Origin of the sequence: Pseudoalteromonas sp. HL-AS2, assembly GCF_031198805.1 — a bacterium.
GTDB classification, from domain to species: domain Bacteria; phylum Pseudomonadota; class Gammaproteobacteria; order Enterobacterales; family Alteromonadaceae; genus Pseudoalteromonas; species Pseudoalteromonas nigrifaciens.
The window spans coordinates 573,975-588,595 of sequence record NZ_CP133572.1; the positions used below are offsets into that span (position 1 = coordinate 573,975).

Here is a 14,621-nt window from a genome sequence, read left to right on the forward strand (position 1 = left end):
CAATTTTTGACGCACCCAAACTAGTAGGAGTTATTTATAAATGTTAGCGGCCGCTTGAAGCTTGCTAACAATTCTTTGTCGCAGCTTTTCGGGTTTGATCACCTCTAGCCAATGGGCACATTTAAATAGCTCATCGGTCAACTGCTCGGTATCAGTAGTTTGGTAGGTAAATAATACGTTTTTATCGTCAATCTGTTGCTTGTCAATCAGCTCGCCAAGCTCAATAAAGCCTTGATTAACTGCAGAGTGGTTAGGCACTTTTACAATTAACTCGATCGTTTCTTGCTTCATGCCTTTATTAATCGCACTGCGCAGCGACTTTAACTGCTCATTGTTTGGCTCACGTCGTGTTTTTTGCAAAATGTGTACATTACGAATGCGGTAAACCGGCATCTGGTAACATTTATCGTGAAGCGACCCCACCATAAACTGCGCCATTAAAACGCCGCCTTGCTCGACTAAGTTATAAAAGCTCAATTCAGCAAATTTTAGCCAATGTGCCTCATCATAAAGCACCCTATAAAGCTCAGCGCTCACCGCACGCTTATGCTTAATCGCATGCTCAATTTGCGTCACTAACTGAGTATCAACATTCACTTTTAACGACGGTTTAGGCAGGGTTGCAAGCCAGTCAGGCACATGACCATTAAAACGTTTAAGAGCCTGCTCTGCTTTAATATGCACTGACTGCTTAACGTCACTCGGGACTGATTGCGGTAATAACTGCTCCAACAGCAAATAGTGTTCAGCCATTTCACTGCTCATTACTTTTGTATTACCACCTCGCCACTGCGCATTGATAGACCAGCCATAGGGCTTACTGCGGGCATCTTTTTCAAGCCCAAAGCAACCTTGCTCATAAAGTGATTGTAGGTCTCGCTGCAGCATCCGAGTTGATAAAACAATACCTCGTTCAATTAATTGCTGTTGTAATTGTTGTGTCGAGATAGAGCTTGGCCCCATTGGCACAAGCTCGAGAATAAATAAATGACGATTTGAATTCATTAATGACTTAATCAAGTTTAAGGTTAAAATCTTCCTACTTTAATAAAGCAAAACTAAACATGAAATTTTGCCAATAAATTGAGTTATGATGGCGAGAAATTTAAATTTATCAGGTAGTGTTTAGAAATCTGTGTCATTTCAGTATTATTAAGAAAACAGGAGTGACACATGACTCAATCTTTCGACTTCAACAAAGCATTAGCTGAACTTCAAGCTGGTAAAGGCCTTACTGGCGAAGACGGTGTTCTAACACCATTAATTAAACAACTCACCGAAGCGGCTCTTAAAGCTGAATTAGAGCAGCATTTAGAATCTGAGACCCAAGTTAACCGTAAAAATGGTTCAACCAAAAAAACAGTTAAGTCATCCATAGGTCAATTCGAACTTGAAACGCCCAGAGATCGTTCAGGTTCGTTTGAACCTCAGCTTGTTAAAAAGAACCAAACCAAGTTAACGCCTGAAATTGATGAGAAAATCCTATCTATGTTTGCTTTAGGTATGAGCTACCGAGATATTCGAGGCCACATACAGGATATGTATGGCGTTGAGGTATCAGAGGCCACCATCACTGCCGTAACAGACCAACTGATACCAGAGCTTAAAGCATGGCAAGCGCGCAGCTTAGACACGCTTTACCCGTTTATCTGGCTTGATGCTATTCATTATAAGATTAAAGAAAATGGGCGCTACGTGAGTAAGGCTATTTATACCGTACTAGGTGTCAATATCGAGGGCCGCAAAGAGTTACTTGGTTTATATATCTCTGAAAGTGAAGGGGCTAACTATTGGCTATCAGTATTAACAGATTTACATAATCGTGGTGTATCCGATATTTTAATTGCCTGTGTTGATGGACTAAAAGGCTTCCCTGAAGCAATAGCAACAATCTATCCTGACGCCGAAGTGCAGGAGTGCGTTATTCATCAAATTCGTAATTCGATGAAGTATGTTGCTTCAAAGCACCAAAAAGAGTTTATGGCTGACTTGAAACCCGTTTATAAGGCAGCCACTAAAGATGCAGCAGAAGCCGCTCTCGCCGAATTAGATGCCAAATGGGGCAAGTTATACCCTATCGTTATCGAGTCTTGGCGTCGAAAGTGGGGCAATCTGTCGGTTTACTTCAAGTATCCAGATTACGTGCGAAAAGCTATTTATACCACAAATGCAATTGAAGCTGTACATCGTCAGTTTAGACGACTCACCAAGACTAAGGGAGCATTCCCTAATGAAAACAGCTTGATGAAATTATTGTATGCAGGCATATTGAATGCCTCGAAGAAATGGACAATGCCAATCCATAATTGGAATCTGACATTGTCGCAATTGGCCATCCACTTCGAAGGTAGGTTAGATGGTGTGCTAGATATTTAGCAACTTAGGCTGACACAGAATTCTGAACGCCCTCATTTATCACCATCATAAGCGCTATGCGCTAAAAAAAGTATAACTTAAAGGGATTGAAATATTTTCTACTACAAATTTATAATATGATTCTGCAGAATCATCGATTGTATTAGGTCCAACTACAACATATTCAATAGTCTTATTTGTAGTCTTTGAAAGCTCACTACCATATTGCAAAATTTGGCCTAGAGCTTCTCTTATACATCGTTCCGCTGAAAGTGAAGATTTAACTTCAAAAATAATATATTTATCTTCGAGCTCTACAAGAATATCTATGTAATTAACCTCGGGCTTAACCGCACTGATACCATATTTATTTCTTAATTCATGAAGTAATTTTTTTTGTATTCTATTGTGTACCCTACGAGATATATATCTTGCTGATCTAGAAATTAAAACATCATCAATATCTGTAACATCAGATACTTCTACTTCCTCTGATGTAGCTGCTTCTGCAGAATAATGTGAAAAGATAGCATTTATTCGGTCGACGCTCTCTATTTTATGAATTGTTCCACCATATCCAAACGGAACTTCATAATTAATTTCAGTATCTATAAAGTCAACTTCTATTGTATGACCCAATTCAGCTGAATGACGGTAAAGAGGCTTTTCAATGCCTTTTACAACAGCATAAGCACCAATAACTAATCTAGGTCTATTTCCTTGAGGGGCACTATGTAGTTTTACTGCAATAAGATCTCCAGGCTTTAAACTCAAGAAGTGCTTTAATGTAGAGTACGACTCTTTAGGCTCATTTTTATTTTTCAAATACTCAACGATTTCATTCTGTGATTTCCCCAAAAACTCACTCATGTCTTCAGAGAAATTAAAACCAACAGCAATAACATTACTCTTTATCATTAAAGGTAAAACATCCTTAAATGAGTTCGAATTTCCGCCATATTTGCTACCAATCACATAATAATTAGGCACTTCACTCCATATAAACTTTTTTTCACCTGCAGGCCAATTGACCTCTGTCACATTCTCACAACCTTCCTCGGCAACGAAGACAAATTTAAATCTTGTATCACTTACTTTTTCATAGGATTGGACTGTTCCACCTTTATGTGATGGTAACCTTTGCGCCTTATGAATGTATATTCTCCCGCCAACAAGTTCTTGGGCTCTAGCTTCTGAAACACTCCAATCGCCGCTTTCCCATAAGTTGCTTTTTGCGTTAATTTCTTTAAGCTTCTTATCTTCATCTTTCTTTTCAATAAAATGTACAGCTGTTAATTTTCTTAACATATATTTCCCTATTATTTTGAAACTCACCTAATAATTAGTATTTACGAAAAGCACTTATATTAGTAGGCTGATACCACTTGCCTCTTTTGCCAAAACAACAAAAGAAAAGGCCAACGAGAAAACTACTAACAACTTAAATAATAATTTTATATTCAACTACATTCTCAGCTTATTTAAATAGTGCTCAGATAAAATCTAATATCTCGCAATCTAACTACAACAAACTCTCACATGATGGACATTTTATATTTAGCGGCTCCATTGGCATTTGTGAATGGTAGGTCCAATAGTCCCCATTTTTAATTAATCTAGTATCGCAGCTATTACAGTGGTTATATGTTGTAAAGTGCTTACATTGGTTACATTCATACCACGCTGATTTTGCTCTGTTGTTTATTTTTAGCGTTAGATCGTGTGAGCCACATGCTATACAAAAGTTTAGTGACTCGACATCATCGACCTTGCCATTTAACGTATTATTCTCAATACCGTACTGTAGGAACATCCCTATCATACGCTGAAATTCATCTAAGTCATTCAGCCTTTCAATAGGGTTAGCACAAATAGCACCGTATTGATGAAAATACTCCTTTCTGTTTTTATCCCAATCAAACAAAGCTAACTCGCCGTAATAACTATTATTCCCCCATGACTGCGGAGATACTTTTTCAGTAATTGCTGATTTAACAGGATGAATAATAAAAACAGTATTTCTACCTTCTTCACTATAATCTTTATCTTTGTATAGCTGCTTTACAACACCAGAAACGCCTCCGGCTTTTTGAAGCACAGAACTAGAGTAAAATTTTGCATCCATTACAAAACGCTTTTTATAAGCCTCACCATTTTTTCTAGTAAAAAATACATCCATCACAAAGTCTGGCGTTTTACCATTTTCTAGCATTGGTTCGTAACTAAGTTTAATTGTTCTTTTTAAGTTATCGTTTTTAAATACCAAACTTTGATAATTTTGCTTAGTTTCAATAATATTTATAAGCTCTTTTTTCCAGTCATCCGTTGGTGTATAACCATAGTTTTGAACTAACACTTTTATCAATTGAAGTAAGCACCAACGTTCATAAAGAAGAGGCATATTAATCAAACCTATCTCTTCAACCCTCTCGAGAGAGAGTAATAAATCATCATCAGTTAAACTAGTTAACTCGCGTATTTTTTTATAACCAGAATGAATAAATTGATAATCAGGGTTTTGTACGAACGTCATTGAGTTAGGGAAAACGGAGGATGCTTTAACTCCCATACTCTTTAGCTTTTTAATTGCCGCTTTAAACTTGCGTAATTTAGGTTCTAGGCTATTGAATACAACGCCTACATGCTTTTCTTGGATGGCGTAAAAATCTAATCGTTTTTGAATTGATCGCTTTTCACGCTCTTGCTCGGCTCGCTCATTCTTAGTAAGTTTTTTTACCCAGTTATTATGATTAAAATGGACAGCTTTACTTCTTTCAGCCTTAAAACTTTCATGTCTTTGCGTTAACTTATCACCACCCACTATTTTTATTTTACGCATACTTATTAACTCATAAGTATGCCACTGCTTACCATTTGAAAAACCACTTTTATATTTCAGGTTTCCCATAATTTTGTATTCAAAGCCCTGCTCTAGCAGATTTAAAAAAAGTGGTTCACCTTGCTTTAAAAACACATTTTGAGTTGCAACTTCAGTCTCAAACCAATTATCGCTATATTCTTTTTTAATCGCTAAAAAACGAGAATCACCGCCCTTTGTCTTTGAGCCAATTTTTAAAAAACATATAGAAGAATTTTGTTCTCCTAAACCACGTTGATTAAACAATTCGAGCTTCTCTTGTAAATTAGCCGATAAAAACTTTGTATTAAAAGAATCTCTTAACTTTTCTAAGTCTTTTTTTACTAAATCTTTATCTATCAGTTTATCTTCAACAAATGCTTCTAAACGTGATCCTAGTTTTACTATATTTGATTCATAGCGCTTCGTTTTATTTTGAGAAATTGCCACTAATTGCTTTATAATTTTATATATTCGCTCAAGCACATAAAGAATATAGCGATTTTCAGGAACATTATAACTTGGCTCTGTGCTCCGGCTTGTAAGAAGCTTGCTACCACCTTTTGTAGCTAGTTCCATAAAAGTACGATTAACTGGTTTTACAGCCTTTCTTGGCTTTAACGTTTGAACTTCTCTTAGCTCAGCCTTGGGATTTTTTAAAATATTTTGACTATGGGAAAGTAAGTTATTAACCAGTGTAATTGTATCTTGTGTAACGACGCCATCATTAACTGTTTTCCCCTTACCCTTTACATAACTTTGCTCGTCTAAAATCAACTCCCATAAGTCACTTTTAAAGTCAGCCAAGTAAGTATCTAGCTGCTCTAAAGTAAAATCATATGATCCAATATTTACTTGGCAAACTTCATGGGCTAAATAAACTTTTATGCTCCCAGCGGTTCTATGTGCCTTCCCTTGCCAGCGCTTGCTTTTACTAGACCAGCTATCAGCTTCTATCCACCATTCTTTGAGGGTTTCTGTATCAAGTACGCATTTAAGGACGATTTTCTCGCCAGCTCCATTTACAAAATAAGGCTTTATTGTACTCTTTTTTAGAAATCTAAACGCAAGCTGCCCGCATTCGACACCCTCAGTTTTTGGATATATAACCGTGCTACAAATGTACTTATCTACTTCATACTCACAATCTAAAGGCAACAGCGATTCAGTAATACTTAATACTGTGTTCTTGTCATACCAGGTAATATCAATATATTTAGCTTCAAATTCAGCTTTCATTTTTATGCCCAGTAATTCACAACACCGTCATTATCTTTAGCGTTATTAATAATTGATTGTAACGCCACAATACTCGAAAACTCTTCATCCATATTTTCATGGCTTTCTAATATTTCTTCTAACAGCGGTTTTAAAACCTTATCAAGTAAATCTAACTTATCAGATTGTCCCGACTTTTTATTACCATCGAAAGTAAATTTGGGCAGCACTTTATGAATAATAAAATTATTAATAGCCTGCTCTTTATCTTCATTTACATCTTTAAAAAGCGCCAGGTAATTAAGCCCCTGCCTAATCGTTCGCATACCAAATTCAACACCTAAAGGATGAAAAAAACGGCTATTTAGTTCTTTAAACTGTATACAAAAATCGTCATTAATAGAGTAATTAGGATATGGCGTCCTTACACCTAGATCATCTATTTCAAATACCACGGGCAGCGCCACATCTTCAAAGCCATACGCGTCAATTTCACTAATAATCTTATCCCAATCACTCAGTAGCGGGCTTCTAAACTTCATTATGTGAGCGCGATCTAAAATTTTAGGAGATAAATAATGCGTAGTTTCATCAATATTAATTGCACCAATAATGCGAACGTTTGGAGAAATCGTTATAGATGAAGGTGTACTAATTACACCTGCAAGCATACGCCTAATGTCACCGTGGTATTTTATAAGAGAATTTTTATCACTAAAGCCGAATGCGCGTTTCATTTCATTGTTAACATCTTCATCTTGCATAAGCGCTATAAAATCGGTAATACCATTTTTATTATATTTTTCTTTAGCCCCAGTAATAATAGATACAACGCCTTTAAGTTCTGCTAATACATGCGATGCTTCATCATCTGAATAAAGTTGAATCTCTGGCTTTTTATTTCTTTCTTCAAGTTTTGATAAAAAATCAGCAAAATAGTATTCAACCCTCGCCAAGTTCATTTCATCCAAACAAATAAAATAAGGAACTTCTGGGTTTTGCTGTGCCTCAATTAATGCTTCAAGAAACGGAGTTGCTAAATACTTTTTTTCTAAAGGATTGTAATAACCTAACAAATCCTCAGAGCTAGTCCAATTCGGCTTTACCGGAATAATAATAGATTTACCGCCAACAGCATCAGCAAACGAATTAACCAAATTAGTTTTCCCTGAGCCAGAATCCCCCGCTAAAATAATTAAATCGTTACTTCTAATAAGGGTAAGGTAATTTTCAATAATATGACGGGGGTAAAGTATATCGCGCTCTTTGAGATAAGCTTGAATATAAGATACCGCTTGCTTGTAATCACCGTTTAAGTGATCACTAAACTCAATATGCTCAGGTCGCTCACTTACTTTAGTAATATTAGAAACGAAACTATTAAATTCATCATCATCAATAAACTCAAAACTCTTTAAAAAAACAGCCTTTTCTTCTATAAATGCTTTTAGCTTTTCTATTTTTTTAGCCATTACTTCCTCAAGTCCTTTGTATTTATCATCAAGTATTGCTAGCTCATGCTCTTTTTTTTCAATACTTTGCCGAAGTAATTTACTTTCTGAGCCTAATTGTTGGTTTTCTTTTTTACTGCTCTCAACAGAATCCTTTATGGCGTGTAGCTCAACTTTCTCTATCGAAACGGCTCTTGTCATTGAGTTAAGTCGAGACAGGTGCGTTTCTATTTCCGACTTCTGAGTTTCTTCAAACTCTGTTTTAAGTTTACTCAGTTGCTGTTCATAAATAACTTTATCAATAAAACGTTCTGTGCCCTCACCTAGCACTATTGATTTATCTATATCGCTCAGCCTATCTATTTCATTTATAGCAATAGGCAATTGCTCTAGGGGTTCTATATCATCTGAGGAAAGATTTAATTCAAATGGGTTGCCATGCTTAATTCGCTCACTTAATTTAGTAAGAATCAACTTCCCACGAACAAACGTCCTTTGGTCTGTTATATAGTATTTATTACCTATAGAAGGATAAACAAAAATGCCACTTTGTAGCCCGTAGCTAACATCTATTGGGTACTCTATTAATTTATTATCAATAACGTTGCGTACATGTTTTAATCGATAAGGAACCACACCATCTTGTTTAGTTAGCTCGCCCCATACTTCAATTTTTTTATTTTTAATTCCCCAACATTTAAATAACCTCTGGTAAAGCTCTTCATCAGATAAATCTTTTACAACATCTAGTGAGTATTTAACGGGCTCGCCTAGCAAGCTTTCATTACTTAGTACATCGTAATCAGCTTCATATGTCTCATCTGCCATATCTACAACGCCTGTTCGACTATGGCATCGGTTAGATGAAGTTTAGTGGTTTGTGCGTCGGTTAAACGGGCTTTGAGTTGGTCGCAGAGTGCGATTAGTTCATCGACTTTAGCTACTATAAGCCTTTGCTCACGCGGCGGTGGTAAAGGAAAAGCTAGCTCTTTCAGAAGCCCTAAATTTAAAACATTCATTGTAGAACCATGACTTCTCTCTAAAAGCTCATCCTGTATTAACTTGCTTCCTAATATAATTTTTATGTATTCCCTAATTATATTTTCATTAAGGCTTATTTTAACTAATCGAGGGTTAATAATACCGGCTTGGAAGTTTTTACTTAAAACTAAAACTTTGCCTATTGTTCCAACCAAACTTATTAGCATATCACCTGCTGATACTCTACAAGATAAAAGTGAGTGATACTTATCTTTGTCTATAAAGTAATCACCGATATTTTCATCTCCTGAAATTACCTGCTCTTGCCCATAGATTTTATAACCAGATTCTACATACATTGATTTTTTCAAAGCTGAGCCAAATGGCCCGGCCTTTAAAGAGTTTTTTTCGTTCTTAGCAATACTCTCTAATCTTACCCACTCCCAACCATTTGGTAATTCAAACAGTTTTTCTTCGTCGGTGATTTCTGGCAGTGGTTTTTGCTTTTTGATTTTTTTGTCTTTAATCAGTTGGGCTTTTTCTACTGCTATGCGCTCTAGGAGTTTGGCGGCGGGTTCGTCGTTTGAGTTTTGTGGGACGAGTTTGCCCATTACTGCTAGTTGTAAGATGGTTTGCTTTAGCGTGTCGATGCTGGCAGTGGTGGTGAATAGCGTGTCGAAGTGTTCGCTTAAACGTTGCCAGTTTTGTTGGAACTGCGCTGTGGCTTGTTCGGGTGTTGCTCCTTCTTCTGGTGCTTTAAGCAAGGCCTCTAACAGCACTTCAACTAATGTTTGATGTGCCGTTATACTATTTTCAGTTTGTGCCTCAAGCGCATCACACAAGTCCATTAACTCATCGACTTTAGCAACGATGCGTTGTTGTTCTAGAACTGGGGGCAGAGAAATTAATAATTTAGAGACTATTAATCCAGATACTTCTTTAAAAGTAGTACCACTTGCCGCGTCATCAATGTACCTCGCTGAGCGCTTTAAGTAGTAATAGATATATTCCGAAAAACCGTTTAAAAATGGGACTATTGATTTAAACCCTTGATTAGTGGCTAAAGGACTCGAAGCTATTACAACATAGCCAATAGGTGCTCGGCTTGAGAATAATATACTATTCACGGGTAATAACTGTGCTGAAGATTTAGCTAAACCCTCTTCTGTAATATCTCTTTTTCCACTTGAAATAAATTTTTCTTTTCGACCATACAAGTCTGCTGGTGTAAGCCATTTAATCCCTTCTTCACACCAATAGCTTGCCTCTCCTGATTTTGGGGTACCGCCACCCACTATAGAGCCAACTTCGCCTAACCTTGTCCACTCCCATCCTTTAGGCAATTCAAACGGCTTTTCGTCTTCACTAATTTCCGGCAGTACTTTTGGCTTTTTAATTTTTTTGTCTTTAACCAATTGCGCTTTTTCAGCGGCTATTCGCTCTAGTAATACTGAGGCCGGTTCGTCATTTGGATCTTGCGGCACTAACTTGCCACGTACTGCGAGCTCTAAAATAAGCTCACGGAGTTTTTTAATGCCGTGAAGTGAAAACTTTTTCGATGAACCGCGCCCTGATGATGACTTTTGCTCGATGGCGGTGGTCCAAATATCAAGGTGCTCGGTGATTAAGCTCTCGGCATTTTTGTGTGGTGTTTTTGACTCAGCCATTACTTGCCCTCAACATCTTTAGCAAGTGCCGCTGCCAATATGCCTTTTAGCTGATCGCGCAGTGCTTGTATGTCGGCTTGCTGTTTTGAGTAGTCGGCTAATAGCTCTTGTGGATCGTGGCTTATTACCTCGCCTACATGCGGGTTTTTAATGTCGAGGTTGTAATTACGGGCAATAATATCGTCGATTGATACTTTCCACGCTTGCTCGGTCTCTGTTCGGCTGGCAAAGCCGTCAGCCTCATTACCCCACCATTCAAGCTCGGTTTTGAACTCTTCAAACTTCATTGGTTTGGTTTTGTTGTAGTTTTTAACGCCAGCTGGGTAGGGGTGCTCGTAAAACCACACGTCTTTCGTTGGTGTGCCTTTGGTAAAAAACAGTATATTGGTTTTAATACTGGTGTACGGGTTAAACACCCCATTGGGTAAGCGTATTATGGTATGTAAGTTACATTCCTCTACCAATAGCTTTTTAATTTTGGTTTTAACGCCTTCACCGAACAAGGTGCCATCGGGCAATACTACCGCAGCACGACCTTTAGTGTTGAGCACTTCTATAATGAGCTGTAAGAATAAGTCGGCTGTTTCGCGGGTTTGCATGTCGCTTGGGAAGTTTTTTTCAATGCCGTCTTCTTCAGTGCCGCCAAACGGAGGGTTGGTGATGATGACATCTACTTGATTATCCCAGCTTGAAAGCGGTTTATTTAACGTATTGCCGTGTTTAACTTGTACTGGTACCTCTATGCCGTGAAGCATCATGTTGGTAGTACACAGTAAGTGCGGGAGTTGTTTTTTCTCTACGCCGTGTATTTGCTTTTGAAGTATTTGGTGGTCGTCGCCCGATTTAACATAGTTTACTTTTACATGGTCGAACGCACACGCTAAAAAGCCACCAGTACCACAAGCAGGGTCCATAATTGACTCGCCTAGTTTTGGGTCGGTTACAGCCACTATAAATTTAGTGATGGCGCGCGGGGTATAAAATTCGCCCGCGTTGCCTGCGCTTTGTAGGTCTTTTAGTATTTGCTCGTACAGGTCGCCAAATAAGTGGCGCTCTTTTGAATCGGTAAAATCTATTTCGTTTAGTTTATTAATAACCTGGCGTAGTAGCGTGCCGTTTTTCATGTAGTTAAAGGCATCACTAAAGGCTTGGGTTACTACATAGCCGCGTGGGTTTTTATCTATGGGTGCGGTTAGGTTTTTAAGCTCTGGGAATAGCTTGTCGTTTACAAACTCTAACAGCTCATCGCCGGTTATGCCTTCGTTATCAGCCGCCCAATTGCGCCATAAAAATTGCTCAGGGATTGGCTCGCGATAGTCGTCTAATTCAAGCTCTAGCTCTTCTTCTTGCGCGTCGAACACTTTTAAAAATAGCAACCACGACATTTGGCCAAGGCGTTGTGCGTCGCCATCGACACCGGCATCTTTACGCATAATATCTTGAATGGATTTAATAGCTGAACTGATAGACATAGTATTCTCTTGTTTGATTATTTTTATAAACAGCGGCTAAAAACAAATATGAAAGCTGTTTATTATGATTTGTTAATACATTGCTGTAGCTCATACAAAGCGACAGCAATGATAAATTTAAGCTGTTTTAGGCGCTGGCATTTGGTAAATTTCGGCTTCGAGCTCTTTGAGCGCTTGCTCGTATTGTGGTTTGCCGCCAAAGCCTTTTTTAATGATTTCACCTAGGCTGCCAATTTCGTTAAATGGCGCCACTTTAAGTGCTTGCATAGATTCAATTTCTTGCACGCCTACATCTGCGTATTTTAACAGAAGGTTCTCGAGTACAGTGTGTGCGGTACCCGAATATTTAGTGAAATAGTTACGCTTTTGTACGTTATCTGCGCGCTCTTTACGGGTTAGTGGAGGTTGGTCGTAAACTACATGGCAGATCATATCAAATGGGTCCATGTCTTTGCCTACTTCTTCCTCTAGGGCTGACCAAATAATGCCTTCTTCGGCGAGCTCGTCTATTACGGCTTGTTTGCGATCTGACTCATTCCAACGTTTTACAAAGTCGTCGAGTGAGCTGTATTGCTTGCTCATGGTTTTACGGGTGTAGTCTATAAATGATTCGGTAACAAGTTTGCCGTCGGTATCGTAATACTGTACTCGCTCTGCGACTTTATTAACGGTAACACCCGATACGCGGTACTTAACCATTTTGTTAGTTTCGTCGTCCCATTCGCCATCAAGCGTGCCATCGCCTTTGGGGTCGTTAATGGTGTCGTTGTTGGCATCGATTGTATCGTCAGCGGTTTGGTCGCCAAATACGTTGTCTGGTGTTTCTACGCTGGTTGTATCATCTTGTGATTCAAGATCAACGTCTTCGTCTTCAATATCAGTGGGCGTTACTTTTATTATTTTTTCTGGTGTGCCATCAAAGCGTTCATCGGCAAATAATTCGGTGGCTTTTTTAAAGTCGAGTATCGTAAACCAAAGCTTACCGTAGCGGTCGTCAATACGGGTACCACGACCAATAATTTGTTTAAACTTGGTCATTGATTGTATGTTTTGATCAAGCACTACTAACTTACAGGTTTTAGCGTCTACCCCTGTGGTCATAAGCTCTGAGGTGGTAGCAATGACTGGGTATGGGCGTTTAGGACTACAAAAATTATAAAGTTGAGCTTTACCTAATTCATCATCGCCAGTGATCTTCATCACATATTTATCGTTTTTAGCCATTTGGGCTGGGTTTAAATTAGCAATGGCGCGGCGCATTCGTTCAGCGTGATCTATGTCGTTACAAAACACGATGGTTTTAGCCATAGGATCGGTGCGCTTTAGATAGTTGGTGATGGTTTCGGCCACCAGCTGTGTGCGCTCGTCAATGACCATAGTGCGGTCAAAGTCTTTTTGGTTATATATGCGATCTTCTATTACTTCGCCTTGGTTATCAACCTGCCCTTTTGTGGGCCGCCAGCCTTGTAGGTCTACATCGAGATCGACACGCACCACTTTGTATGGGGATAAAAAGCCGTCTTCTATGCCTTCTTTAAGAGAGTAGGTATAGGCAGGGTCGCCAAAGTAGTCTGAGTTTGATACTTCTTCGGTTTCTTTGGGTGTAGCGGTTAAGCCAATTTGAGCAGCACTTTTAAAATAAGTAAGTATTTCACGCCAGGCACTTTCTTCGCTTGCGCTACCCCGATGGCACTCGTCAATAACAATAAGGTCAAAAAAGTCAGGGTCTACATTTTTAAATGCTTTTTGATGTTCTTCTGGCCCTGTCAAACCTTGATAAAGTGCTAGATGTATTTCGTAAGCGGGATCAATTGTTCTGCCTGTAATTTTGGTCATAGCTGTATCGAAAGGCGCAAAATCACCACTTTGAGTTTGATCTATCAAAGCTGTACGGTCGGCTAGGAATAAAATGCGCTTCTTAGCGCGTGACTTCCATAAGCGCCAAATGATTTGAAACGCGGTATAAGTTTTACCGGTTCCTGTTGCCATAACAAGGAGTACGCGGTCTTTACCTGACGATATAGCCTCTACCGTTTTATTAATTGCTTGAAGCTGATAGTAACGTGGGTGTTTGCCACTACCATCGTCGTAATAGGCTTGGTTTATTATAGGGAGTTGCGATTCGGTATAGCCTTTGTAGGCACAATATTTAGCCCAAAGCTCTTGCGGTGATGGAAAGTCTTCTAAGCGTATTTCGGATTCGAGGTTATGCGCATCAGGCGTGCCACTTTCATTTGAAATTAAGGTGGTTTTATCGTGGAATATAAAGCCATCACCATTAGAAGCAAATACAAAAGGCACATCAAGTAAGTTGGCGTAATCGAGGGCTTGTTGCATGCCCTTACCTACTTCGTGTTTATTGGCTTTAGCCTCAATGACAGCAAGCGGCATACTGGGTTTATGGTAAAGCACTATGTCAGCCGATTTAACCGTTTTACGTACACCAAGCTGCCCACGAACGATTACTTTACCGTCACGTAGTTTAACCTCTTGGCGTATTTGAGTTATGTCGTCCCATCCTGCGGTTTTAACTGCGGGTAGAATAAACTTACTGATTATATCGGTTTCGCTGAGCTTTCTTTTATCCATAACTTAAACCATCCCTAAATACTACGCTATG

At 38.7% G+C, this 14,621-nt stretch carries 8 protein-coding genes; 1 reads left to right on the top strand and 7 read right to left on the bottom strand.

What is annotated here, in order from left to right; translation table 11 throughout:
• Window positions 1–30 precede the first annotated feature (30 nt).
• Window positions 31–1,005 carry a WYL domain-containing protein gene (locus RB215_RS17410; RefSeq protein WP_309217281.1) on the bottom strand — a complete coding sequence of 325 codons (975 nt, stop codon included), beginning with the start codon at window positions 1,003–1,005 and terminating at the stop codon, window positions 31–33.
• Between the two features lie 168 nt (window positions 1,006–1,173).
• On the opposite strand from RB215_RS17410, the gene RB215_RS17415 reads away from it, so the two are divergent.
• Window positions 1,174–2,376 (top strand): IS256 family transposase, encoded by a 1,203-nt coding sequence (locus tag RB215_RS17415; protein WP_008465246.1) that lies wholly within the window; start codon window positions 1,174–1,176, stop codon window positions 2,374–2,376.
• Between the two features lie 54 nt (window positions 2,377–2,430).
• Here the strand turns inward: RB215_RS17415 and RB215_RS17420 are convergent, their stop codons facing one another.
• From RB215_RS17420 to hsdR, 6 genes are all read right to left on the bottom strand, one after another.
• Entirely contained in the window at window positions 2,431–3,663 is a 1,233-nt protein-coding gene (locus RB215_RS17420) for a hypothetical protein (protein ID WP_309217282.1), read from the bottom strand.
• A 214-nt stretch (window positions 3,664–3,877) separates the two neighbouring features.
• On the bottom strand, window positions 3,878–6,451 hold the full coding sequence (locus RB215_RS17425) for a nuclease domain-containing protein (protein WP_309217283.1): 2,574 nt from the start codon (window positions 6,449–6,451) through the stop codon (window positions 3,878–3,880).
• A 2-nt stretch (window positions 6,452–6,453) separates the two neighbouring features.
• A complete protein-coding gene (locus RB215_RS17430; RefSeq protein WP_309217285.1) occupies window positions 6,454–8,709 on the bottom strand; it encodes an AAA family ATPase in 2,256 nt (751 codons plus the stop codon).
• 2 nt (window positions 8,710–8,711) lie between these two features.
• Complete coding sequence (locus RB215_RS17435) at window positions 8,712–10,529, bottom strand: restriction endonuclease subunit S (protein WP_309217286.1); 1,818 nt, start codon at window positions 10,527–10,529, stop codon at window positions 8,712–8,714.
• Complete coding sequence (locus tag RB215_RS17440; RefSeq protein WP_309217287.1) at window positions 10,529–12,001, bottom strand: N-6 DNA methylase; 1,473 nt, start codon at window positions 11,999–12,001, stop codon at window positions 10,529–10,531. The genes RB215_RS17435 and RB215_RS17440 overlap by 1 nt, the downstream gene beginning before the upstream one ends.
• Window positions 12,002–12,118: 117 nt before the next feature.
• Window positions 12,119–14,590 carry an EcoAI/FtnUII family type I restriction enzme subunit R gene (gene hsdR / locus RB215_RS17445; protein WP_309217288.1) on the bottom strand — a complete coding sequence of 824 codons (2,472 nt, stop codon included), beginning with the start codon at window positions 14,588–14,590 and terminating at the stop codon, window positions 12,119–12,121.
• Between the last annotated feature and the right edge of the window lie 31 nt (window positions 14,591–14,621).